25 protein-coding genes are annotated in these 22304 nt (G+C 39.2%); 15 read left to right on the top strand and 10 right to left on the bottom strand.

Annotation, left to right across the window (positions count from 1 at the left end; translation table 11 throughout):
* Both EHQ58_RS04165 and EHQ58_RS04160 read right to left on the bottom strand, forming a co-directional pair.
* Window positions 1–252 carry a hypothetical protein gene (locus EHQ58_RS04165; RefSeq protein WP_135622316.1) on the bottom strand — a complete coding sequence of 84 codons (252 nt, stop codon included), beginning with the start codon at window positions 250–252 and terminating at the stop codon, window positions 1–3.
* Window positions 252–1754 carry an HDOD domain-containing protein gene (locus EHQ58_RS04160; RefSeq protein WP_135622313.1) on the bottom strand — a complete coding sequence of 501 codons (1503 nt, stop codon included), beginning with the start codon at window positions 1752–1754 and terminating at the stop codon, window positions 252–254. The genes EHQ58_RS04165 and EHQ58_RS04160 overlap by 1 nt, the downstream gene beginning before the upstream one ends.
* Window positions 1755–1841: 87 nt before the next feature.
* On the opposite strand from EHQ58_RS04160, the gene EHQ58_RS04155 reads away from it, so the two are divergent.
* The gene (locus tag EHQ58_RS04155) at window positions 1842–2375 is read left to right on the top strand and encodes a hypothetical protein (RefSeq protein ID WP_135622312.1); all 534 of its coding nucleotides are present in this window, start codon (window positions 1842–1844) and stop codon (window positions 2373–2375) included.
* A 457-nt stretch (window positions 2376–2832) separates the two neighbouring features.
* Here the strand turns inward: EHQ58_RS04155 and EHQ58_RS18880 are convergent, their stop codons facing one another.
* Together EHQ58_RS18880 and EHQ58_RS04145 are read right to left on the bottom strand one after the other, a co-directional pair.
* Window positions 2833–3201 (bottom strand): STAS domain-containing protein, encoded by a 369-nt coding sequence (locus EHQ58_RS18880; RefSeq protein ID WP_246047125.1) that lies wholly within the window; start codon window positions 3199–3201, stop codon window positions 2833–2835.
* Window positions 3182–4111, bottom strand: a complete 930-nt coding sequence (locus tag EHQ58_RS04145) for a diacylglycerol kinase catalytic domain-containing protein (protein WP_246047124.1) — start codon at window positions 4109–4111, stop codon at window positions 3182–3184. The genes EHQ58_RS18880 and EHQ58_RS04145 overlap by 20 nt, the downstream gene beginning before the upstream one ends.
* A 174-nt stretch (window positions 4112–4285) precedes the next feature.
* Here EHQ58_RS04145 and EHQ58_RS04140 point away from each other — a divergent pair, with 174 nt between their 5' ends.
* The 6 genes from EHQ58_RS04140 (at window position 4286) to EHQ58_RS04115 (ending at window position 10139) form a co-directional block, all read left to right on the top strand.
* The gene (locus EHQ58_RS04140; RefSeq protein WP_135622308.1) at window positions 4286–4594 is read left to right on the top strand and encodes an HU family DNA-binding protein; all 309 of its coding nucleotides are present in this window, start codon (window positions 4286–4288) and stop codon (window positions 4592–4594) included.
* A 57-nt stretch (window positions 4595–4651) separates the two neighbouring features.
* Window positions 4652–5107, top strand: a complete 456-nt coding sequence (locus tag EHQ58_RS04135) for a VanZ family protein (RefSeq protein WP_135622306.1) — start codon at window positions 4652–4654, stop codon at window positions 5105–5107.
* A 205-nt stretch (window positions 5108–5312) separates the two neighbouring features.
* Window positions 5313–6932: an FAD-binding oxidoreductase gene (locus EHQ58_RS04130; protein WP_135622303.1), complete on the top strand. Its 1620-nt coding sequence runs from the start codon at window positions 5313–5315 to the stop codon at window positions 6930–6932.
* Window position 6933: 1 nt separating this feature from the next.
* Window positions 6934–7563, top strand: coding sequence for a TetR/AcrR family transcriptional regulator (locus tag EHQ58_RS04125; protein ID WP_135622301.1), 630 nt, complete (start codon window positions 6934–6936; stop codon window positions 7561–7563).
* A gap of 10 nt (window positions 7564–7573) precedes the next feature.
* Complete coding sequence (locus EHQ58_RS04120) at window positions 7574–8497, top strand: diacylglycerol/lipid kinase family protein (protein WP_135622299.1); 924 nt, start codon at window positions 7574–7576, stop codon at window positions 8495–8497.
* A gap of 7 nt (window positions 8498–8504) precedes the next feature.
* The gene (locus tag EHQ58_RS04115; RefSeq protein ID WP_135622297.1) at window positions 8505–10139 is read left to right on the top strand and encodes a glycerol-3-phosphate dehydrogenase/oxidase; all 1635 of its coding nucleotides are present in this window, start codon (window positions 8505–8507) and stop codon (window positions 10137–10139) included.
* A gap of 7 nt (window positions 10140–10146) precedes the next feature.
* Here EHQ58_RS04115 and EHQ58_RS04110 read toward each other — a convergent pair whose 3' ends face one another.
* Genes EHQ58_RS04110 through EHQ58_RS04100 form a run of 3 tightly spaced genes read right to left on the bottom strand, consistent with a single transcriptional unit; the run spans window position 10147 to window position 14302 of the window.
* Complete coding sequence (locus EHQ58_RS04110; protein WP_135622294.1) at window positions 10147–11121, bottom strand: P-loop NTPase family protein; 975 nt, start codon at window positions 11119–11121, stop codon at window positions 10147–10149.
* 3 nt (window positions 11122–11124) lie between these two features.
* Window positions 11125–12276 carry a SpoIIE family protein phosphatase gene (locus tag EHQ58_RS04105; RefSeq protein ID WP_135622292.1) on the bottom strand — a complete coding sequence of 384 codons (1152 nt, stop codon included), beginning with the start codon at window positions 12274–12276 and terminating at the stop codon, window positions 11125–11127.
* Window positions 12277–12283: 7 nt separating this feature from the next.
* Complete coding sequence (locus tag EHQ58_RS04100; protein WP_135622791.1) at window positions 12284–14302, bottom strand: protein meaA; 2019 nt, start codon at window positions 14300–14302, stop codon at window positions 12284–12286.
* Between the two features lie 108 nt (window positions 14303–14410).
* On the opposite strand from EHQ58_RS04100, the gene EHQ58_RS04095 reads away from it, so the two are divergent.
* On the top strand, window positions 14411–15742 hold the full coding sequence (locus tag EHQ58_RS04095) for a hypothetical protein (protein ID WP_135622289.1): 1332 nt from the start codon (window positions 14411–14413) through the stop codon (window positions 15740–15742).
* A 205-nt stretch (window positions 15743–15947) separates the two neighbouring features.
* Window positions 15948–16442 (top strand): SRPBCC family protein, encoded by a 495-nt coding sequence (locus EHQ58_RS04090; protein WP_135622287.1) that lies wholly within the window; start codon window positions 15948–15950, stop codon window positions 16440–16442.
* A gap of 35 nt (window positions 16443–16477) precedes the next feature.
* Here EHQ58_RS04090 and EHQ58_RS04085 read toward each other — a convergent pair whose 3' ends face one another.
* From EHQ58_RS04085 to EHQ58_RS04075, 3 genes are all read right to left on the bottom strand, one after another.
* Window positions 16478–17089, bottom strand: a complete 612-nt coding sequence (locus EHQ58_RS04085) for a lytic transglycosylase domain-containing protein (protein WP_135622285.1) — start codon at window positions 17087–17089, stop codon at window positions 16478–16480.
* Between the two features lie 62 nt (window positions 17090–17151).
* Window positions 17152–18582 (bottom strand): lactonase family protein, encoded by a 1431-nt coding sequence (locus EHQ58_RS04080; RefSeq protein WP_135622283.1) that lies wholly within the window; start codon window positions 18580–18582, stop codon window positions 17152–17154.
* Window position 18583: 1 nt separating this feature from the next.
* Entirely contained in the window at window positions 18584–19132 is a 549-nt protein-coding gene (locus EHQ58_RS04075; protein WP_135622281.1) for a DUF4334 domain-containing protein, read from the bottom strand.
* 59 nt (window positions 19133–19191) lie between these two features.
* Between EHQ58_RS04075 and EHQ58_RS04070 the strand changes: the two genes are divergently transcribed.
* The 6 genes from EHQ58_RS04070 to EHQ58_RS04045 all read left to right on the top strand — a co-directional run bounded on the left by EHQ58_RS04070 (window position 19192) and on the right by EHQ58_RS04045 (window position 22233).
* Window positions 19192–19860 (top strand): SH3 domain-containing protein, encoded by a 669-nt coding sequence (locus EHQ58_RS04070; protein ID WP_135622279.1) that lies wholly within the window; start codon window positions 19192–19194, stop codon window positions 19858–19860.
* A gap of 4 nt (window positions 19861–19864) precedes the next feature.
* A complete protein-coding gene (locus tag EHQ58_RS04065; RefSeq protein ID WP_135622277.1) occupies window positions 19865–20500 on the top strand; it encodes an NAD(P)-dependent oxidoreductase in 636 nt (211 codons plus the stop codon).
* Window positions 20501–20509: 9 nt separating this feature from the next.
* Window positions 20510–20926, top strand: coding sequence for a hypothetical protein (locus EHQ58_RS04060; RefSeq protein ID WP_135622275.1), 417 nt, complete (start codon window positions 20510–20512; stop codon window positions 20924–20926).
* Between the two features lie 68 nt (window positions 20927–20994).
* A complete protein-coding gene (locus EHQ58_RS04055; protein ID WP_246047123.1) occupies window positions 20995–21435 on the top strand; it encodes a Spy/CpxP family protein refolding chaperone in 441 nt (146 codons plus the stop codon).
* 11 nt (window positions 21436–21446) lie between these two features.
* Entirely contained in the window at window positions 21447–21980 is a 534-nt protein-coding gene (locus EHQ58_RS04050; protein WP_246047122.1) for an RNA polymerase sigma factor, read from the top strand.
* On the top strand, window positions 21970–22233 hold the full coding sequence (locus EHQ58_RS04045) for a hypothetical protein (protein WP_135622273.1): 264 nt from the start codon (window positions 21970–21972) through the stop codon (window positions 22231–22233). Before EHQ58_RS04050 ends, EHQ58_RS04045 begins: the two co-directional genes overlap by 11 nt.
* Window positions 22234–22304: the final 71 nt, after the last annotated feature.

Raw genomic sequence — 22304 nt, 5'->3', positions numbered from 1 at the left:
CTAACCGTAAATGGATGGGATATTCTGTTTGCTAAGAATCATTTCATAAAAAGGAGAATAGTTAAGTAGATTTTTTATCGAGATGCTTTGCTTTTCTGCCTCAAGAAATTCAGTCAGCATGGCTAAGACATCTTCCTCTGAGAAAGTTGATAGATTAGGATATTCAGGATGTCCTTTTAAGCTAAAATGACGGATGTTATTTGGGTCATTCAAAAACTCATCGGATTGGTTCAATATATCTTTCCAAAACATTATAGTAACAGACCTTCATACTCTTCTTTTTGTTTTTCATAATTTTGTTTAAATTTTGAAAGCAATTGTTGAAATCTATTTTCATCATGAATCCCAAAATCCGCCAGTATTTCTGGCTCGACTGTATAATAATTCCCCTTTCCCCTGCTGGTACTCGCAAGTATATCGCTCAGGTAAATCATTTGGCAAATCGGTAAATTTTTAGTTTTGCACTGCCATGGTTTATGATGGTATTTGATTACATCCAAAATTTCATCGGGAAAATTCCATTTTTTAGCGATCAAATAACCTATGTCAGAATGAGTAATCCCCAAGCTATATTCTTCAACCCATTCTGAAATCCCTGTTGAATCCTCATTTCGTAAAACTCTAATTTGTTCGATTAAAGAAAGATCTAGTGATAAGAGCACCATTCTTCCCAAGTCATGTAAAAGTCCCGCGATCGATGCCAATTCAGCATATTTTACGTAATTTGTACATTCTTCAGCAAGATACCGGGCATAGATGCTAGTCTTTACGGAGTGTGTCCAAACAATGAGTTGTTTGCTATATCGAGAATTCAAGATTTTCCGTGCACCTAATGCTAAGAAAATGGTTTCAAGATTCCTGATCCCAATTCTCTTTAAGGCTTCTGAAATGAATATGACTTTGGTATGGGCGCCAAATAGAGGCGAATTTGAAATCTTTAATACTTCCGCGGTGATTGCAGGTTCGAGTTGAACTTGTTTAGCAAGATGATTCCAATCCATATCATCTCGTTTTGATTCTAAAATCAATTTTTGAATATGTGGGGAAAGGGGAGGCAGGCCGTCAACATCTTGAATGAGTAGATTTCTTATTCTATTTTGAGATTCCAGAGGTATGAGCAACTTAGGAATGCGAATACGAACAGTTGTTTCTGTTTCCGTCGTTATCAATTCAAAAAACTCGTTTTGAATTCCCGAGTTTCGTAACAAAATATGGATTAAAACAATTCCCAGACCAGAGCTCTCTTCAGAGTCTATGGATTCTAAATAAGCATCATTGATATTTTTATATTTTTCCGAGGCCTTAATCCTTGTTTGGACCCGAAAATGCTCTTCTTCTAGGATTTTTGCATTATTGGTCACATTAAATTCAACATATTTTGGAAAATTTTGTGTCGTAACTTGTACGCGATAATCCGTTTTTTCTAACTCTGAAAATATTGCTTTTCGATTATGGCCAAATTCGTTTTTAAAATCTGGAATTGCCTGTGTATAGTCTGCGGTTGAATTTATATTTAGCCCTCTAGAGGTAAAAAATACACGTTTAGCGTTTGCTTTACAACCGTTGACCAAGAGCTCGTTTAAAATGGTAAATAGGATCTCATGTAAAAATTCTAAGGAAACTGTCCTGCAGATTCGCCCAATCCAGATGTCTAGATCGTGGCAGTTTACTTCGGAGAAGTGAACATATTCCTTTTTTAATGGATTTCCCGACAGAAATTCCTCTTGGAAAGAAATAAGTGATGTGAGAGGCATTCTTTACTGTTTTAGACCAAGATTGCCTTTTTGGAAACCGAAAATTTTATTTCCAGTCTGGGTTCATTTTTTCCGATACTAATGATAATGGAACGATTCAAATTTACCCTTATTCTCATCGTGTCTCTTGCATTAGGGGGCATTAACAATTCAATCTCTGGTCAGGATACGACTAGTGCAGGCAAGACATCTGCTGGCGTTGAAGAAAATCACGATGCCAAAGATGGACAAGATAAGGAGTTTTATGAATATTATTATAAGACTCAAGTCGAGAACTTACCTCTCAAGAAAGCGAAACTCGAATATAATTTGATTAAGACCTTAAAAAAAGAAATTTTAAGCAGGGATTACTCGAAAGCAAACATGGAAGCCATCAAGAAGATCGACTCCTCGAATATTAAATACGAGAGAGTTTATAGAGATAGTAAATGGGTCCGCGGTTTTCTAGCACAAATGACGCACCTATCCGTAAAAGATTTTATGTATATAGTGAAGTATGATAAATACATGTGCTTTATGACTTTTGAAACTAGTCCAGAATCTTACTTACAAGAAGCAAGACAGTCTCAACTCATTTTTTCTGGGACAGATAAGTTTGAAATCGTAATCCCAAAACCCTAAATAAAATCGCTAAAATAGCTAATACAGCGAAGAAGATGGCTCCAGCTTGAAAAAATCGTTCCAGGTTTTCGATCAGCGGGGGTACTTCTTCGTTTTCTCTAATTTTCGATAGTGCAATTTTTCTTCCGAACAAATTGATTTCTTTACGATAAATTTCAACCGGATCCCCTAATTTCAGTTTTTTGTAAATGGAGTAGGGGATCGTTTCTGAAGCTTCGGCAAGTGTACCGTCATACAGTGAAAAAACATATTGGCATTGATAGTTGATTGGAAAGCGATTTTTCACGCGTGAGATTTCTTGAATAGTCGCAAAGCTGGTATTATATGGAGACGGGAGCCTTGCGTATGCCAATTTTAGCTTGTTGCTTTCAATGTTTATTATGGCGTAAGTGGATGCCATAAATACAAAACAGAGAAAAATCGTATTCGATACCCAGATGGGTAAACGAGGTGACATTTATTTTTTAGAATTCTCCTCGTAATACTTTAACGCATCTTGTCTAGAATCGTAAAATTGAAAGGCACCAGATAATCCTAAAAGATGAAATACTTGCGAGATCGAACTACTGACTCCGACTAAAGCAACTTCCTTAGACTTTTTTTGAAGGCTCATCTTTACATCGAGAATCATCCTGATGCCGAGACTCGAAATATACCTTAATTCGGAAAAGTCCAATACGAGAAATTTGCGATCGGGAGCAATCATCTCATCAAGGATCGTCTGAGTGATTTTATCCAATGGCCCAGATTCCATTCTACCTTTGATTTGTACGATCACAGTACCATTTACTTTTTCTTGTTCAATTTCATATGGTAATTCTTGCATGGGTTGTCCTCTTTTTCTTTGGAACCACGACGGATAAAGTCTCATCCGATAACTTGAATGATGCTTTTGAATATGGCGGAAACGGGTAGTGTCTCTCGGTCAAAGAGTCAATTGCTATGCCGCCATTCATTTCCGAAATTACTTCCACTTCATCCAATGCACGGAAATCTGCCAAGGAAAACTCTTTGTTTATTTTCGCTCGAATTTCTCGCGCATAGACGTGAAAATAAGCCTCGTGTTTGGAAAATGGCTCAAATTTCTTCGGAAAACACGAAGAAATCCAGCCAGTAGATCCTGCTCCGGTATATACTAGCAAACCAGAACATTTTTGTTCCTCTTTCTGGCCTTGGTAGGAGATCCAATAACGTGATGTTAGGTCTGGACTATTATTCCTTAAGGAAACTTCGCATATGGCAGGAACGGTGTGTATAATTTTTCCGTCCGGATAGCGAATCGTGGTAAGAATCTGGGACCAATGCTCTAGTTCTGTGGATTCAAAATCATTTTGAACGGCAAGTTCCAATTCTTCTGCCGTGAATCCAAGAAGTGCACCGACCGAAGAAAGCGGATCCGAATTGCACCCAATGACATGTGTACGTCCAACCTGATGTGCAACATAGGTGAAGTGGTTGTCTCCACCATGGGAAACAACTAAATCGTACTCGCTTAGATGTGTATTATTATCAAAATCTTCGCGAAATACAAAATCAGCATTTGGGAATACATTTTCCTGAAGGTATTTTCTGGAAAGTAGCTGCCTTTGGTGTGAAGCATAGGTTCGATGGAATACATCTACCTTGTCTTTTGTGACCTCTTTGTATGTTTCCAGTGAACCATATGTTTCTAAATCCAATTCATACTTAGTCCGCTTAAAAACAACAATCACCCGATTATATGTATGTTTTGGCATCAGTAAGTAAGAATTTCAGATTTTCCTTAGGGAAATAAAGGTTTTTTTCAAAAAACTCGAATTTTACTAAGAAAATTAAAGAAAAATTGTATCCAAAAATTTTTCGCTTGTACCAAACTCTATATTCATCCAAGTATTGTGTAACCTTTTATTGGTTCCGAGGAAAACTAAAGTATGGCAACTGCAACCCCTACCCCTATGAAGAAATCAGAAATGCTCACCGAATTAGCTGAGACTACTGGTATGACTAAAAAGAATGTCGCCGCATTTCTTGACGCATACGTTGAGCTCGCGTATAAAGAGACCAAAAAGAATGGGGTATTTGTAATCCCAGGTTTGGGAAAACTTGTTAAAAGAAATCGTCCCAAAAGAAAAGGAAGAAACCCTGCGACTGGTGAAGCTATATTAATTCCAGCAAAAGTCGTTGTGAAATTTACACTTTCCAAATCAGCTAAGGATGCAATTGTTCCTCCTAAAAAGTAAACCATGTTCCCAGGTTAATTCGCTTAACCTGGGTTCCCTTAAATTATAAAGTTCAGAATGAACTCAAAATCTCCTTTTCCGTTTGATCCCTTTCAAGATTCTTTATTGGGAGAAAAAATATGTTTTGTTTGGACGAGTTTGCACCATAGCCAAAAGGATCTAATGGATTCTTTACTTTCTAATACGAACCAAACTGCGTTTTATTTCACTCCGAATGCTACCAAACAAACGCTAATGGTTAGCTATCCGAGCAAAATTAGAGAGTTTTTGTCGAAAGGTGAATACCAAAAAATTGAAGAAATTTTGTTGGCTTTAGCAAAGGGTAGCCTGACAGAGAATAAGTTATCGGCTCTAGATATAACGCTTGAATTGTTAGAATGGCTGTTAACTGGCTTTGATGTGGATGAACAAATAGTTATCTTTTTTAACTCATTGTTTGCGCAACCTCAAATTATAGATCTAAGTTTTGTCGAAATGGTCCGAGCCGAATACGTCAAGGAACTACGGGGATAATTTTTGAAGGCCCCCGCCCTTTTGGGTGGGGAGGTGTGGTTCGAGGGTTTCCCGCTCGCCTGTTTCCTGCATATCTCAACCGAATTAAAAAGAAATCAAAATTCTCATAAAATGAGAATTAGTTCGTCTTTTTGCATTTGTAGTTGTCAGAAAATGAACCTGGTTCAAAAATGAAGAATCTTTCGGCTACTACGGTTACTTTTCTATGTCAAACACACGTAAAATTTTCAAATGGGGTTCTCTTGCGGTAGAGGAAACTCTTCCTTCTCATACGCGCCATTTTTTAGAATCTACATTCCCAGTATCTTCCTCTTTTAAAGCGAGTTTTCCAAAGGGTCATCCAAAGTTAAATGAACTAAAAAAAAGCAAACTTTCAATACAAACACTTGCTAAGTTTAAGAAGATTACTGGAATAGAAACCTTTTCGGTTGATCCAGAAGTGAGAGCAAGACACTCAATTGGAAAATTCTATTCAGAAATACTGAATGCACGTTTTGGAAAAGTTGATTCTGTTGTTGATGCTGTTTTGCATCCTAAGACGGAAGATGAAGTTGAAAAAATCGTGATCCTCGCATCTCAGCAAAAAACTCCGATCATTCCTTTTGGTTTAGGTTCGAGTGTAACTCGGGCATTAGAAGCACCTAAAGGAGGTATATCGATGGATCTATCTCTATTGGATAAGATCATCGATTTTAATGCGATTGATAGTACTGTTACCGTTCAGTCTGGAATAAGCGGTCCAGCATTAGAATCCTTTTTAAATGAAAAGGGTTTTACTTGCGGTCATTTCCCCCAATCTTTCGAATTCTCGACCGTTGGAGGATGGATTGCAGCAAAAGGAGCAGGTCAGGCATCTACGGGTTATGGAAAAATGGAAGACATTTTGCTAGCTGTAACGGTGGTTACTCCCGAAGGAAAAATTAAATCGAAACCATACCCAGCAAGTTCCATTGGACCTGATATTTTTAAATTATTTTTAGGTAGCGAGGGATCTTTTGGAGTGATTACTTCTGCCACCTTAAAGATTAGGAAGTTTAACCCAGAAAATTCAACGAAAGGGTCTTTTATATTTAAAGATTTTATTTCAGCTGTTGAAACAATGCGAGAAGTCATGCAAGGTGGATTTGGGAAACCGCACTTCTTTCGCATCCAAGATCCAGAAGAGACTGAAATTTCTTTTCATATGAGTGGGCTAAATGGTGGGAAGGAGGATAAGTTTTTAAGTCTGATTGGTTACAAATCTGGTCAGAGATCTCTCATGCATGTGATCATTGATGGTGACCCAGATTATACTAAATTTGTTTTCAAAAAAATTAAGAAAATAGCAAAGAGAAGAGGGGCTTTTTCCACAGGCAAATCCCCCGTCGAAAAATGGTTACACCAGCGATATTCCAGTGCCTACTTGAGAGATTCCCTTATGGATGAAGGAATCCGTATCGATACAATAGAAACGGCGGTTACGTGGCATGAATTGCATGATCTTTGGTTCAATACTCGTAAATACATTAAGAGTTTTCCCAATACTGCCTGTATGGTACATATTTCGCACGCATATGAAAATGGTGCAAATTTATATTTTATATTCATTTCTCCGATGCAGGAGAGAAACGAAATCTCATCTTTTGAATCCTTTCATAAGGGATTGATCGATACGATACATAAGAATGGAGGATCACTTTCGCATCACCATGGGATTGGAAGATTACTATCTCCATGGATGGAAAAAGAGATAGGTAGCGTTTCTTTAAAGGTTCTCTCCTCACTTAAAAAAACATTCGACCCAAAGGGAATCATGAATCCGGGCGGATTGCTTGGAATAAAATAAAATGGGTGTTTCTGAGAGAAAACGTCGCGAGTTTGCGATACGGGAACAGAATATTTTGAGCACTGCCATCTCATTGTTTCAAATCAAACATCCTTCACTCGTAAAAATGGATGATATTGCCAAGCAGCTTGAAATAGGTCGAGGAACCATTTACCTTCACTTCAAGAGCAAAGATGATTTGATGGCGCGCATTCAGTTCGAAGATTATGTAAGGCTACGAGAAAGTTTGCAAGTTGCACTTAACGAGCCGAATGGAATCGCTATGGCCAGGTTTGCACTTCGGGCCTATATAGAGCATTGCCTAAGTGATAAGAATATGTACCTAGTTGCAAAACAATGCGGTGATACGTTAAACATTGAAAATGTTTCTATCGAAATGAAAGAAAAATTATATAATGAACGGGCTGCAAGACTTAGCGTTCTTGAGAAAATATACAAACAAACAAGAAATGAAAATTTAACAAATCAAAAAGGTACATACCCCAATGTTGCCGTTGCTTGGGGTATGATTCGTGGTGCAGTCGAGGTATTGTTAGATGGACATTTTCAAAAAGAGATTAAGAGTGAAAAATCCTATATAGAAACAATTGAACATGTATTGTTCTTTGGGCTTTTCCCAGGAAATCAATAAGGAACTTTATATGAAAGCAAAGATTATTTTAAATCCTGTTTCTGGTGGTGGTGTATCAAAAAAAGTCTGGCTGGCCGTTAAGAAAGAATTGGATAAACGAAAGATCGACTATGTGTATGAGGAAACGACCCCTGCAACATCTGCTCGCAAGCTAACAAGCATGTCTATCAAAGAAGGTTTCACTTGGATCATCGGGATTGGAGGAGATGGCACTTTATCAAACATTGCCAATGGATTTTTAGAGAATGGTAAACCCATCCATCCGGAGGCAATATTCAGCCCCATCCCGGCTGGAAGAGGAAATGATTTTGTAAAATCAATTCGTGTAAGCAAGAATCCTGAAAAGGCGATACTTCAAATTTTAGAAGGGAATGTTCGAAAAATTGATATGATAAAGGTAAATTTTACCAATGAAGATAAATCAATTGGAGAATACTACTGCTTGAATTTGGCTGATTTTGGAATGGGAGGCGAAGTCGTTTACCGGGTCAATCGATCCAGTTTAGGTAAGTGGTTAGGAGGTAAGGCCGTCTTTCTTTATTATACGATCCTGTGTCTATTCTCTTATAAAAATAAATCAATGCAACTTAAATTAAGCAATGGTGAATTCATCGATGTAAAAAGCCGTTTGGTCGTTTGTGCAAACGGAGAATACGCCGGAGGTGGTATGTGGTTTGCACCTAAGGCGAAACTTTCAGATGGCTTGTTCGATTTTCTCGCGATTAAGGATGTTGGAATTTGGGAGACTGTCTTAAAATTTTCAAAATTATATAAAGGCCAACTCAATGATGAAGAGAAAGTCACTTCAAGGCAAATTACATATCTTGAAGCTTCGTCCGCAGAAGACGTGTTTATCGACGTAGATGGAGAGAATATGGGTCAATTGCCAGCAAAATTTACCCTAATTCCTTCGTTACTTACAATTAAGTGTTAGGAAATTAATGGCTACAAAAAATAAAAAATCGCGTTTAGACGAAGTTAAGAATGATTATGATATAGTGATAATAGGCGGCGGCATAACGGGTGCCAACATCCTTTGGGACGCAACTCTTCGTGGTTTCAAGTGTCTGCTTGTCGAAAAGTCTGATTATGCTTCAGGTACCAGCCAAGCAACATCCAAACTCATCCATGGAGGATTGCGGTATCTTAAGAATCTAGAATTTTCACTTGTCCGAGAATCGTTACGGGAAAGACGAATATTAGGAAAAATTTCTCCGCACGGAGTAAGGACATTGGGTTTTATCATTCCGATCCATTCTCTATTCGAAAGATTGTTACTATGGGCAGGAATGTTTCTCTACAATTTACTTGCCTTTGATCGTAATCGCCAGATCATCGAAGATTGTTTGATACCAAGATATACTTGGAACTCAAAGCCAGAGTCCATTTATAAAAGTCCGGCGTTATCCAGAGATAATTTATTAGGTTCATTTCAATATTATGATTATCTAAATGTAAATCCCGAGCATCATACAAGTGAATTTATTTTTTCCGCAAAAGCAAGAGAAGCAGATGCATTTAACTATATGCAAGTCACTTCTATCGCAAAACAAAATAGTGGTGGGTATCTTGTAGGAATTAAGGATAACATCAGCAATGAAGCCAAACTCGTATCAACAAAAGTTTTAATTAATAGTGCAGGGCCTTGGGCAGATTTCATTGAAGCTTTAGCTGGCATAGCTCCAGAGAAAAAATTGTTAAGATCAAAAGGTATCCATGTAGTAGTTAGAAATATCTGCAGTAAAGAATGCATCATTCTGCAAAAGAAAGATGGCTCACATCTATTTGTGATACCTTGGCGAAATAAAACCATAGTTGGTACGACAGATACCGTCTACGATGAGAATCCCGAAAATTTTAAGGTTAAAGAATCGGAAATTAAGTCCCTTTTGGAAGAAGTGAATTCTAGTTTTGGGCTTGCAAATCTAACGCTGGCAGATGTTGACTATTACTATGGCGGCCTTCGCCCATTAGTCGAAGATTTAGATTCGAAAAAAGATACATATTCTGCTTCTCGTAAATCTGAAATTTTGCATTATACCAAAGAGGGTTTCGAGGGATTTTTTTCAGCTCTTGGAGGCAAATATACCACGAGTAGGGGTGTCGCCGAAAAACTAGTGGATCAAGTTTCAATCTTTCTGAAGAACCAAAAAATTCCTTGTGCTACCAGCGTAACTCCTCTGTTAGGTGGTGACTATGCATCGAAACAAGAATTGGTGAAAATTCTTTACTCAAAATATCCAAAACAAAAAGGAGTTAAACTTGAGACTCTGGCAGATCGATATGGCATGGAAGCAATCAAGATACTTGGCTATAAGGGAATAGAAGAGTATATTTTACCCAACGGCGAGCCTTTTTATGAAGAAGAAATTGAATATGCAGTGAAGAATGAAGATATCATTCACGCAACGGACTTCTACTTTCGAAGATCAGGTTCGGGAACTTTAGGTCGGATCAATGAACAGGAAAGGAAAAAAATGGATGCGAAACTTGCAAAACATCTCGGCTGGAGTTCTGCTAGATTGAAAAGTGAAGCGATCGAAGTTGATAAAAGATATTTATGGGCGAAGGGATAATATAAAACTAAACCAGATGTGATTGAATTAAGGCTCTAGCTTCTTCTTCTAATTGCTCATAAGAGATGTTAGATGCCTCATTTAATTTAATTGCTGATCTTCCAAGTATTCTTTTGGAATTTTGTGCAGCCAGGATACGTTTGCCCCAATTGCCGTATTCACTTTCTATCCATTTTTCCAATTGGATCTTTGTTTCTTCAGCTCTATTCTTAATTTTTTTAAAATTCAAAATATAGTCTAATAATTCTTTGGTGCCTGTATGTTTGACGACAGAGGTTTTAAAAATCGGAGGTAGGTTCTGATCGGGCAAAATATCTTTGAGAAAGGATAAAGTGGTTTCAAGCATATAGTAACTAGAATTTGCCAAAGTTTCTTCATCACATTTATTTATGATAAATGCATCGGGTACTTCCATGATGCCACTTTTCATAAACTGTACTTGGTCTCCTCCCAGCGGCTGCATTACCAGTAGGGAAAGATCAGAAATGAGAGAAACTGAGATTTCATTTTGGCCAATGCCTACGGTTTCGATAAATACATAATCAAAAATATACCGTAAAAATCGAATTACATGATAAGTGTAGGGATTTAATCCTCCCAACTCCAATTGAGATGGCTGTGATCGAAAATAAATTCGATTTTCTCTTCTTGGCAAGGTAACGCGTGTTCTATCTCCAAGGATTGAACCTCCACTTATATTTGAAGAAGGATCTATAGCAACGATGGCCATTTTTTTTTCTGGAGCAACATTCAAAAATATTTTACAAATTTCGCCGAGCAGAGAGGATTTACCGGCGCCTGGAGTTCCCGTAATGCCGATGCTAGTAGCGGATTTATCTGATCCACTTTCTTCCAAAATGGAAAAGAGTGATTTTCTGAATTCAAAATTGTCCTGAGTCTCGATTTTGGAGATGATTTTTGCGATCGAATATTTTTGGCCTTGGTAAGCTTCTTCAATTAGGGTAGTTAAATTTTCTTTCATGCGTTAATTGCCTGCATAATCGATGACAACCCATGTGATGTCATCTTCAAAAGTTTCCTTATTTGAGAATACTTTTAAGATTTGTATTAACTTCTCAGATAGATCTGCAATTTCGGCATTTTTATTTTCTTTAAGAAAGTTTTTCCAAATGGCAGTCTCGAAATCGACTTCTTCTGCATTGACTGCTTCAATGATTCCATCGGTAAACAAGATAATCCGATCACCTATTTCTAATTGGAATTCTACTTCTAAGTAAGCCAATTTTTTAAAATCAAAATTGATTCCTAGAGGCGTGCCCGGTGTCGAAAGCTCTATGAATGTGTCATTTGCTCTTCGATGAATGAGTAGGGGGTGATGGCCGGCATTGGAATAGGTGAATTTAGCTACCTCCGGAAAAAGTCGTAGGATCACTGCCGTTGCAAACATGCCCAAGGCGCCTCGCTCCGAAACCGCTTGGTCCATATTCGTTAGGATATCAGAAATACTTTGATGTGATAGGTGACAATATTGCATCGACATCTTCAGAATCGATGCTATAAGGGCACCAGGCACCCCATGACCAGATACATCCGCCATGAAAAAGTCGCAATACCCTTCCGCCTCGAAATAGTCGTAATAGTCTCCTCCTACTTTATCCATAGGTAAATACAACGAGCCAATCGTAAAACCGGGTAAGTTAGGAGTCGAGAGAGGAAGTATTTTCTTTTGAATGAGCCGTGCGATATCTAGCTCTCGTTCAATCGTATTGTTTCGTAACTGCAAGAGTTTATGGTAAGATCTGATTTTTAAACCAGTATTTACTCTTGCGAGCAACTCTTCTGTGTTAAAGTTTTTTGGTAAATAATCATTGGCTCCAAGCTTAAATCCTTTAACGATATCTTCTGAATCTTGCATCGCCGTTACCAAAATGATCGGTAACTCCACTTGGGATTGGGTTTGTCTTAAAATTTCTAGAACTTGGAAGCCGTCCATTTCTGGCATCATTACATCAAGTAAAATCAAATCGGGTTTCCAGGTTTTGACCTTTTCCAGAGCCATTAACCCATTTTCCGCTTCGTCGATTTTGTATAGATTTTTCTTTAATTTTTGTACAATGACCTTGCGGTTGAGTTCGTTATCTTCAACCACAAGGATTTTAAATTCAGCTTGATTCACAAAGAGTTCAAGCTGGAATCACTTCTTTGGAAATGATGTCGATCACTTTGTTCATAATCGACATAAGATCATAGTCCTTTGGAGTAAAAATTGCTTTGATCCCCATTTCCATTAATTCTGCAAAATCAGATTCCGGAATGATCCCTCCAATCACCACAGGAATTTTGTCTTTTGCCTTGTAATGGTCGAGCTCGTCAAACAGTTGCTTGATGATTTCTTTGTGAGATCCCGAGAGTATCGAAATGCCAATGACATCTGCATTTTCTTCAACTGCCGACTGTACGATATCTTCAGGTGAGAGTCGAATGCCAGAATAGATCACATCAAATCCACTATGTTTTGCAGAGACAGCTATCATCTCGGCTCCATTGGAATGACCATCTAAGCCAGGTTTACCGACGACCATCTTAGGTCGGTGTCCACGTGCCTTAGTAAAAGCTTCGACTTTTCCGCGCACATTGGCAACTTTATCATCGGTTAAAAATAGTTTCTGACCTTCAACGCCAGTAGGAGGGTTGTATTCGCCATAAACATCTCGGAGAGCATCTGCCCATTCGCCAGTTGTCACGAGTGCCTTGGCGCATTCGATGGAATATTCCATCAAATTTTTTCCGTCTTTTGCAGCTTGTTTTAAGTCACCCAGCGCCTTTGAGGCTCTCTCATTATCTCTTCTTGATTTTACTTCTGCAAGAACGCCTAGTGTTTGTTCGGCGGATTTTGGATCTACTTTGAAGATACCTCCATCAGTATCTGTCATCAGAGGTGATTTGATACCTTCGGTCCATTTATTTTTACCAACAATGATCAGTTCATTCGAATTGATCTTTGAGAGTCTTTCTGTTTGGGACTTAACGAGTTGGGATTTCATATAACCGTTGTCGATAGCAACAAGAGCTCCACCCATATCCAATATCTTTTTAATTTCAATATTGGCTTCGTCTTTTAATGCTTTCACTTTTGCTTCAATGACTTTTGAACCATCAAATAGATCTGGATATTCTAGAAGATCCGTTTCATAGGCGAGCACTTGTTGAAGTCGCAGTGACCATTGCTGGTCCCATGGCCTGGGAAGTGAGAGCGCTTCGTTCCATGCAGGTAATTGCAAGGCACGGCATCTCGCTTTACGAGAAAGTGTTACACCAAGCGATTCTAAGATGATCCTCCAAGCATTGTTTTCCGGTTGCTCTTCAGTTAATCCTAGTGAGTTGACTTGAACCCCATAACGGAAGACTCGGTATTTCGGATTTTTGACACCATACCGTTCGCGTGTGATCTCCTCCCAAAGTTCCGAGAAAGCTCGCATTTTACACATTTCTTCGACGAAACGGATTCCTGCGTTTACAAAAAAGGAGATTCGACCAACGCATTGTTCAAAATCTTCGGGTGTGAAGCAGTTCCGTGCTTTGATAGAATCAAGAACGGCGATTGCTGTGGCAAGTGCAAAGGAAAGCTCCTGAACGGGAGTGGCGCCTGCTTCTTGCAAATGATAAGAACAAATGTTTGATGGGTTCCATTTCGGGATGTTATGAAGACAATATTCATACATATCCACGATGATTTTCATGGATTCCCCAGGAGGGTAGATATAGGTTCCTCGCGCTAAATACTCCTTAATCAGGTCGTTTTGTGTCGTACCGTTCAATTTTTCTAAAGGAACTCCCCGCTCTTGGGCAAGTGCCACATACAGAGAGAGAAGCCACATGGAGGTCCCATTAATGGTCATGGAAGTGTTCATTTCCTCAATCGGGATTTGATCGAATAAGATGCGAAAATCCTCGAGAGAGTTGATAGGAACTCCTACCTTACCGATTTCTGGGCGTGAAACCGCGTGATCTGAGCTATACCCACATTGGGTTGGAAGGTCAAAAGCAATGGATAACCCTGTTTGGCCCTTAGAAAGGTTTTTTCTATAGAGCTCATTTGAGGCTTTCGCATTGGTATGTCCTGCATACGTCCTAAAAATCCAAGGTTTGTCAGGGGATGCCTGACCTTTCTCATCGTGGAGGAGATATTCTTTTTTCTCCATGGACATTTTGTGCCTCTTTTTATGAAATTCTATGTATAAACGAAATTATTCTGGAATAATTTCACCTAAAATTTATCAAAGGAATAGCCTATTTTACGGCTTTTCAAAATGCGAGAACAAAAACCAATTTCCATCCCAGCCTTCCTTTTTAGCATTTTGGTTTTAGCTCTAGGCTTTACCATCTTCTCGCTCTTTCGACCTTTCCCGATTTCAGAGACGGAATGGGAATTTTTAGCAAATCTCCGGTCTCTGACAGAAGAAGGGGGCTTTTACTCCGCTCGCGAACCTCTCCCATTTATGATTTTACTTTTTTGGAAGAAAATCAGTGGCCTCAATTACATCCCAGCCTTTCTTTCGTTAGCTGGAATTTTCTATAGTCTCTTCCTTCACTTATTCCTACTCCTACTCCGAAGAGATTCCTGGGGACGCAACCACTATCTATTTCTTTTTCTTGCGGCATTTCTCCCGTTCTCGTATGTTTTCCCCACTTCATTTTTTCCAGAGACGGTGTGCTTAGTGTTCATTCTTCTCGTGTTTTTAACTTTTCGTTTTGAAAAGATCTCAGATCTTCTTGTTTTTCCATCTCTCACCTTACTGGCATTCTTCTCTAGTTTTTCTATGTTCTATCTAGGGTTTTCCTTCTTTGTCATTTTTTCAGGAATCCGTGGAGCTAGAAAACAGGCGAAAAAAACATCCGTGTTTTATAAAAAGAGAAATATTCCGTTTATTTTTGTGACCTCCTATCTAATCTTTTTTGTAATCAGTCTATTCCTGATTTCCTATTTTAATTTCCTAGGGGAAACATCAGCAAGCACCTTGTTTGGCGAATGGGTAACTCTTGTTAAATTCCTATTTTTCCCGCTTCTTGTTTTGGGAATCGGGCACGTGTTGCTAAAAACAGAAAAAGAATTAAATACATACACGGCATCCGTTGTCACACTCATCCTTGTCGGCATCTCCATATTTTTCATCTACCGTGATCTCACCAAATCCGAGAACGAGCCTTGGGAGATCAAAATAAAAAGTATTACAAAGGCGTATGGGCAGGCATCTATTCTAAAATCAGACCCTATTTATTTGGAAAAAGAATTTTCTTATGCACTTTATTTTGTGACCAAAACTAAGACACATTACATTCGTTTAACGGATGAAAATCCGAAATCATTTATGTATGTGACGGGTATCTGGTCCCAGGATGTACTGATGATACAAAAAGCTCTACTGGGGAAGAAAGGGGGAAGACTTCTTGGTCTTGTCTCCCTTGGAGAGGACTCCATCCTGATTCAAAAATCTCTTTTAGAGCGGTTGAAGACGGTAGCAACTTTGGACTTTATAGTGAAAAAATCCAACGAATCCTGGGATTCACTTCCGTTTGCCTATGGGTATCATCATTATATGAAGAGCCTACAAGATCAGTTTGGTTTTAAGTCTTTTTATTAGTAGACCCGGGCAGGGTTCATGAGTTCTCCGCTTGGTCTCTGCATGAGCGAAGCTAAATGATTTACTTGATTCGAGTTTAACTATATCAATTTCGAAAAGAAGGTTCATAGAAGCTTTTGATCAAAACATACCTAGTCAACCTCAATGGAAAAATGGATCGTAAATTTTTCTAACGGAAATATCTTGATATCTCTGGAGTGTATGTGTGAGAGTAAAAAATATTCATGAACGCCGAGTCAGAGCGGATTTGGAAACGACGCATCAGGTTTTCGAAAGCCTTGCCACCAAAAAAGATCGCCTTTGGCCTAAACAGAGCTGGCCTGCACTTCGCTTAGATGCGCCCAAAGAAAGACAAGGTCGAGGAGGTCATGGCCCGATCCGTTACCAAGTAAGCGAACATATACCTGGAAAGAAGACGACATTTGTTTTTGAAAATGAGAAATTATCGCGCGGGCTTGTGGGAGTTCACTATTTTGAATTGATCGAAGAGGGCAGTGGGATGTTTCTTGCGCGTCATGTAATCGATGTTGATTTACAAGGACCTGCGATCCTTTTATGGCCAACTTTCATTCGTCCTATGCACGATGCCCTTATTGAAGATGCTCTCGATAATTTTGAACGTGAGACCACGCAGGCTTTAGAAAAACAGAATCAATACAGTCTTTGGGTTCGATTCTTGCGAATGGTTTTTATGAAATAAAAGAAGATTTCAAAAGTTTAGATCCAATCCCTCTCTCATTCTGCATTTGAAAACTTTTGGTAGTTCTTTTTGACTTTGTTGATGTAGTCTTGTGTCTCTTGGTAAGGCGGCACACCCTTATACTTCTGCACGGCTCCTGGCCCAGCATTGTAAGCGGCTAGAGCTTTCTCTGTATCACCAAACTTTTGTAACATATCCTTCAAATAGGTTGTCCCACCAACTACATTTTCTCTTGGATCAAGTGGGTCTTCTACACCTAGCATGTCTGCTGTCGAAGGCATCAGTTGCATGAGTCCTAAAGCTCCCTTCGGGGAAACGGCATTTGGTTTGAAACCAGACTCTGTTTTGATCACTGCTTTGACTAGGTTGGGATCGATGCCTTTTTCTTTGGCTGTTTTTTCAATAAAGGATACTAAGTCCTCATCTCTGGAAGGTGCGCTGGATTTTAATTCCCCCGGGGGCAGTAGAGCAGGTTGAAAACCTAGATCTGCTTTCGACGTAGGTGACTGTCCAGGAGTTTCTTTCTTCCATTGCTTTTCCAGCATTTCTGGGAACGAAACGGCACTTCCCGGATTTGTGACAAGATTCTCAAGCTCTCGCATCCGAGAGAAAACCGACTGAAGGGAGGGAAGGCTTGTGATTTCCATGCTACTCAACCTATCGGAACAGAATCAAATTTCTAAAGAAAAAATTATGTCTCAAAACTCAATTATTTGATGAATAGATTCCACTGCCCATCCCCTACGTTATAAGAGTTTAGGCCTGTCAGCGCACCCGTCGTCTGGTCAATGAGATAGGCAAATAAAAACGGAGAACCTTTTTGGGCCAGATAGGCATACTTTCCAGAAGGTTCGATGGCAAGAAAGCGCACGTCTCCACCGCCTGAGGCGATGTTCGAAGAAAAGGTAAGGGTGCCATCTGTCTGGTTGATCGCAAAACAGGATAAAGTCCCATCACCAATATTTGTTGTATAAAAAAATTTGCCGCTAGGGTGCACTACGATCCCGTTTGCCGAAACCGTTTGGTTGACTGTACCGATGATAGCGAGTGCTCCCGTCGAAGCATCAATACTAAGTGCAGTGATGTTGGGATTGGAACCTACATATAAGTATTTTCCAGAAGGATGGAAGGCAAAGAGTCCTGGCGAATCGATGGTCCCGCTAGTTGATTTTAAGGTGAGGCTGCCTGTTGTTTGGTCGATCTGAAAGGAGGAGACCTGTGTGCCAATTGGATGCAAGGCAACCAAATAATTTCCCGAGGGATCAACGGCTGTCTGAGCGATAGAAACTCCGACCATGGTTGTGCCTAATAAACTAAGATTCCCATTGCTCGCATTGATCGAAAACCGATCGATCGTTTGGGAAAATTGGGTAGCGAGGTATAAAAATTTTCCGTCGGGACTGATGCTGATATTTCTAGGTTGAATCGATGTCCCAACTGTGCGATTGAAGCTCAGAGAACCATCGCTTGCACTGATATCAAACTGACTGATTGTATCCGAGTCAAAATTTCCTGTATAGGCGTATTTACCATAAGGGTCAACACCAATTCCATTCGGTGAGAGACCGGAACTAGGAACCGTCTGATCCACGGTTAAGGTTCCATTGATCGGATTGATCGTTAACTTAACTACGGAATTAGATGCGTCCAAATTTGTATAAATGTATCCAGAATAAACATTGATCTGCCCGGTTGCAGTTGTACTTCCGTTGGCCTCCTGGACAGTGATTACGGCAGGACCGTTTGAAATGGCTGTGACCAAGCCTGAACTAGAGACAGTCGCCACTGATGTGTTAGATGAAGAATAAGTAAAGCTGCTAGAAGTTTCTGTACCATTTATAAATAGTTTGGCAACGATTTGAACCGTATCATTTTTTAATACGGGATAAGATGAACTATTGAGAGTTATCGTTTTTACGGGAGCGGTAGTAGAGTCTTCATTCGTTTGAGATTCTGCTGTCGAGCCTGTTTGTGGGGAATCAGCGACAGTCCCTGCAGAGGAAGCAGGAAAGGCCAAGACCGACAAAAAACTTAAGTTTGGCGAAGTCTCTGTCGGCCAAAGTAATTTTCTGATGATCGGATTGTACATACAATCATCAAATACAAAGAGAAAAAAGAATAGAATGCCAAATCTGTTCATCTCATCGAATGTCTCTTTCCAAAACAAAGAAAAAGGGTTGTTTCATCCCTTTAAAATCCATGCAACCTAAAAGCGTATTCTCATTCACTTTGCGAAAGACGTCGTGTATGGGCAATTGGTCATACACCATCGTCGCAGTTACTTTCCCTCTGAATTCTGTCAATCTGACTCGGGCTTTGGAAGAGGATGTTTGGAATAAGAAACGAACGCACAGAAAAACATATTTCAAAGGCCATAATGGTTTGGAGGGAATGATTGTCGCTAGGCGAACCGGCATCCTGCCTGGGTTGACCTTAAACAGAGAGGATCCAAATGATTTAAACACGAGAGGGTGCACATTTTCTGGGTCTTCAAATGATTTTCCGTACCAGTTGAAAGTTTCGAGAGCTCCGTCCATCGTATGGCCTGTATGAAAACCAGAACCCTTCCACATTCCCATCATAAAGGCTACGTTCACAGTCTCTAGGGAATCATAGAGTGAAAACGCATCTTCCGTCAAATTATTCTCCCGGGCTCGCATTTCTTGGAATTTCATTTCTTGGCTAGTCATAGCTTAACTGATTATAAATTGGATTGAATTTGTCTAGGGTAAAAGTGAATCTTTGTCATATGAAACTTCTCCTCTGTCTATTCGTACTAATTTTCCCTATAACATTGCTGATGCCCTGCGAACCTTTCCAGACGAAATCAATACTGCCAAAGGACGAGTCCACAAAAGATCCCTCCTTTATCACATTTAAAACACAGTTGCAGAAGGCAGTGAAAGCAAAAGATGATGCCTTTCTTTTGAAAACAATTGATCCTCAGGTTCATTTTTCGTTTGGTGATGATCCTGGTATCAAAAATTTTAAGAAATATTTTTCCTTAGAACAAAAACCAAAAGATTCGAACATATGGAAGATTCTCGAGGATACCATGAAATTGGGCTTCTTTCTAAATTCGGAAGGACAATTCGTTTCTCCCTATTTGTTTGAAAACTTTCCTCAGGATTTGGATCCGACTACTTATTCCATTGTTAGTGGAACAAATGTAAATGTTAGGGAAGCTCCAAGTACGAATGCGAAGGTTCTGGAAAACCTCTCGCATTCGATAGTAGGGATGGAATATGGCGAAGAAATCCCAAAATCGGGCGAGTGCCAGTGGCAAAAAGTTTGTCTCGCGAATGGAACGACAGGTTATATTTGTGATAAGTATTTGAGAAGTCCCTTAGATTATCGAATTTTTTTTGAAAAGAAAAAGCAGAAGTGGATGATCACAACATTCCTCGTAGGAGACTAGTTAAATGAGTCAGAAATCCATCGCAGTAATAGGGGCATCTAAGGGAATTGGTTTTTCCACGGCGGTATTAGCCTTAGAACGAGGGTGGAAGGTGCGAACCCTCTCCCGTAGCCCACTTTCGTTACCAAAAAATGAAAATCTTACAGAAATTATCGGGTCTGCCTTAGACCCAGACAAAGTAAAAGAAACCATTCAATCTGTGAAATCCATTGTATTATGTATCGGTCATCCTATCACTTGGAGAGAGGTAACATTGTTTAGTAAAGCGACAAAAGTTCTCATCGATTCCATGCTCGGGTGGAACCCTAAAGCTTATTTGCTCGTAGTCACAGGTATCGGAACTGGCGATAGTGTTGGTCACGGAGGCTTTGCGCATGACAAAATTGTCAAGCCATTGTTCCTTAGGAAGATCTATCAGGATAAAGAAAGACAAGAAAAACTTGTAAGAGAGTCAAATCTTGACTGGACGATTGTAAGGCCTGGGTTTTTGACAGATGGCCCATTAACGACGGTTTATCGTTGTTTGGATAATCTGAAGGATGTCAAAGCAGGAAAAATTTCACGTATGGATTGTGCAGATTTCCTCGAAAGAGAAGCTGATGCAAAAGTATGGAAAGGTAGAAGTGTTCTCATCGGCTAAAAGGCCGTAATGTCTATGTTAGAGTATTATTTGAAAGGACCAAATCGTCTGGTACTCCGAAAAGTCGGGGAGCTCTCAAGAATTTCCTCTGCTTTAGATTTTCATTTTAAAGAGGAGAGCCTTTTCTTTTTAGAATACTATTCTGCGAGACTAGGTATCGTAAAAATTAATTTTGAAACAAAACAAATCTCGGGAAATACATGGGAGACATTGGAAGTTGCTCAATCTGCATCTTATACAAACTATCATTACACTGGATTTCTTTTACAAGGGCATCTAACAGAAGTTGCAAAAGAAGAAATTTTGGTAAAAGTAATCGAAGATTTGGATGATTTAAAAATTGAAAACATGGTGCTGAAGAGATCGACAAAAACTGAATTTTTGACCTACATTTCGTCAAAATACCGACTTACGGAACACGCTTAATTTTTTTTATTTCGGGAACTTTGCCAGCTGTATCGGGTCATATGTTCTGAAACAAAGGAGAAGTAACCGTGAAAAAAACTTCAAAGATGATTCTGTTTTCTATCGTTGCCATGGCTGGTCTAGTGTTCGCTTCAAATTGTCGAGGGCACCACAGCTTTGAAAAGAGAATGGAATGGGTCGCAGACAAACTCACTTCCAAACTCGATTTAGATGAAGCTCAGATTGCCAAATTAAACTCGATCAAGTCGGAGCTTGTTGCCAAACATAAAGAGCTGAAACCTAAGCGAGACGCATGGATGACCGAAGTGATCTCCCAAATCCGTAAAGACTCTGTTGATGTGAAGAGCTTAGATAAGTTGAGCAGTGAACAAGATTCTCGACATGTGGAAATGAGAAAATTATTCCAAGCTAAGATGATTGAATTTCATGCAGTTCTAAAACCTGAGCAGCGTGAAAAACTAGCTGATCTAGTTGAAAAATTTTCTAAAAAATTTAAGCCGGAAGACTAGAAATTTAATCCGTGGAAATAAAGTATCCCACCAGCTCAGATTTTGATTTGATCCTTAAAGATACGAAGTTGTTAGTTCTTAAGACGATCGGTGAAACTCTCATCGATCGTTTTGATGATTCTACCGAAGACGTACTGCAAGAGATCTATTTCAGAGTTTTTAAGGCATTAAAAAAAGGCCAGTTTAGGGGAGAATCCAAACTCTCTACTTGGATCTACACAATTGCCAAAAATGAATCCAACCGGATGAATGCAAAGAGATTGAGAGAAGAGGAAAAAGCAAAAAAATATTTAGATGCAGGTTTATTTTCTGAGACTACGAAAGAAGAAAACACTTCTTTTTTAAACAGCTCGCAAATCCTTTCCTTGCTCCAGAAAGTGCCATCTGTTTATCATAAGCCTTTAACCCTATATCTTGCGGGAAGAACTATGCATGAAATTGCCTTCGAACTTTCAATCAAACAAGGGACTGTAAAATCCCGTCTATTTCGGGCGAAAGCCTGGATTCGTGAAAATTTAGTAGGAGATTTATCAAATGAAACCTAACAAAAGAAAATGGGAAGAGTTACTCGACGATGCAAATCTTGAGAAGAGGATTACAAATATTTCTGAGAAGCGATTTCGGTCAGAAACCAACAGGAATCGAAAGATTACTGCATTTGCTTTTATGTTCTTGTTTTCTATCGGTATATTTACCTATACGAATTACATTTTGCCAACAGATGAGTTAACGAGTAACGTAAGTATGTTAATGGAAGAATTTGACTCGAATCCATTTCTCTATCTTGGTGGTGATTGACAATTATCAATGGATACTTCCGGGCAATATTCCACATTTCTGTCGCAGAAAGCGTCAAATCTAGTACACTT

Origin of the sequence: Leptospira ognonensis (assembly GCF_004770745.1) — a bacterium.
GTDB lineage: Bacteria > Spirochaetota > Leptospiria > Leptospirales > Leptospiraceae > Leptospira_A > Leptospira_A ognonensis.
The sequence above is the reverse complement of the archived record's forward strand: the minus strand, read 5'-3'. Positions and strand labels throughout refer to the sequence as shown.

What these genes read in the sequence shown, in the direction of transcription:
- EHQ58_RS04145 (WP_246047124.1), bottom strand. Translation starts at nt 4,111, where the DNA reads ATGCCAAAACATACATATAATCGGGTGATTGTTGTTTTTAAGCGGACT.
- EHQ58_RS04130 (WP_135622303.1), top strand. Translation starts at nt 5,313, where the DNA reads ATGTCAAACACACGTAAAATTTTCAAATGGGGTTCTCTTGCGGTAGAG.
- EHQ58_RS04110 (WP_135622294.1), bottom strand. Translation starts at nt 11,121, where the DNA reads ATGAAAGAAAATTTAACTACCCTAATTGAAGAAGCTTACCAAGGCCAA.
- EHQ58_RS04135 (WP_135622306.1), top strand. Translation starts at nt 4,652, where the DNA reads ATGAACTCAAAATCTCCTTTTCCGTTTGATCCCTTTCAAGATTCTTTA.
- EHQ58_RS04085 (WP_135622285.1), bottom strand. Translation starts at nt 17,089, where the DNA reads ATGGAAATCACAAGCCTTCCCTCCCTTCAGTCGGTTTTCTCTCGGATG.
- EHQ58_RS04045 (WP_135622273.1), top strand. Translation starts at nt 21,970, where the DNA reads ATGAAACCTAACAAAAGAAAATGGGAAGAGTTACTCGACGATGCAAAT.
- EHQ58_RS04125 (WP_135622301.1), top strand. Translation starts at nt 6,934, where the DNA reads ATGGGTGTTTCTGAGAGAAAACGTCGCGAGTTTGCGATACGGGAACAG.
- EHQ58_RS04100 (WP_135622791.1), bottom strand. Translation starts at nt 14,302, where the DNA reads ATGGAGAAAAAAGAATATCTCCTCCACGATGAGAAAGGTCAGGCATCC.
- EHQ58_RS04115 (WP_135622297.1), top strand. Translation starts at nt 8,505, where the DNA reads ATGGCTACAAAAAATAAAAAATCGCGTTTAGACGAAGTTAAGAATGAT.
- EHQ58_RS04160 (WP_135622313.1), bottom strand. Translation starts at nt 1,754, where the DNA reads ATGCCTCTCACATCACTTATTTCTTTCCAAGAGGAATTTCTGTCGGGA.
- EHQ58_RS04165 (WP_135622316.1), bottom strand. Translation starts at nt 252, where the DNA reads ATGTTTTGGAAAGATATATTGAACCAATCCGATGAGTTTTTGAATGAC.
- EHQ58_RS04140 (WP_135622308.1), top strand. Translation starts at nt 4,286, where the DNA reads ATGGCAACTGCAACCCCTACCCCTATGAAGAAATCAGAAATGCTCACC.
- EHQ58_RS04060 (WP_135622275.1), top strand. Translation starts at nt 20,510, where the DNA reads ATGTCTATGTTAGAGTATTATTTGAAAGGACCAAATCGTCTGGTACTC.
- EHQ58_RS04075 (WP_135622281.1), bottom strand. Translation starts at nt 19,132, where the DNA reads ATGACTAGCCAAGAAATGAAATTCCAAGAAATGCGAGCCCGGGAGAAT.
- EHQ58_RS04070 (WP_135622279.1), top strand. Translation starts at nt 19,192, where the DNA reads ATGAAACTTCTCCTCTGTCTATTCGTACTAATTTTCCCTATAACATTG.
- EHQ58_RS04080 (WP_135622283.1), bottom strand. Translation starts at nt 18,582, where the DNA reads ATGAACAGATTTGGCATTCTATTCTTTTTTCTCTTTGTATTTGATGAT.
- EHQ58_RS18880 (WP_246047125.1), bottom strand. Translation starts at nt 3,201, where the DNA reads ATGCAAGAATTACCATATGAAATTGAACAAGAAAAAGTAAATGGTACT.
- EHQ58_RS04120 (WP_135622299.1), top strand. Translation starts at nt 7,574, where the DNA reads ATGAAAGCAAAGATTATTTTAAATCCTGTTTCTGGTGGTGGTGTATCA.
- EHQ58_RS04095 (WP_135622289.1), top strand. Translation starts at nt 14,411, where the DNA reads ATGCGAGAACAAAAACCAATTTCCATCCCAGCCTTCCTTTTTAGCATT.
- EHQ58_RS04155 (WP_135622312.1), top strand. Translation starts at nt 1,842, where the DNA reads ATGGAACGATTCAAATTTACCCTTATTCTCATCGTGTCTCTTGCATTA.
- EHQ58_RS04065 (WP_135622277.1), top strand. Translation starts at nt 19,865, where the DNA reads ATGAGTCAGAAATCCATCGCAGTAATAGGGGCATCTAAGGGAATTGGT.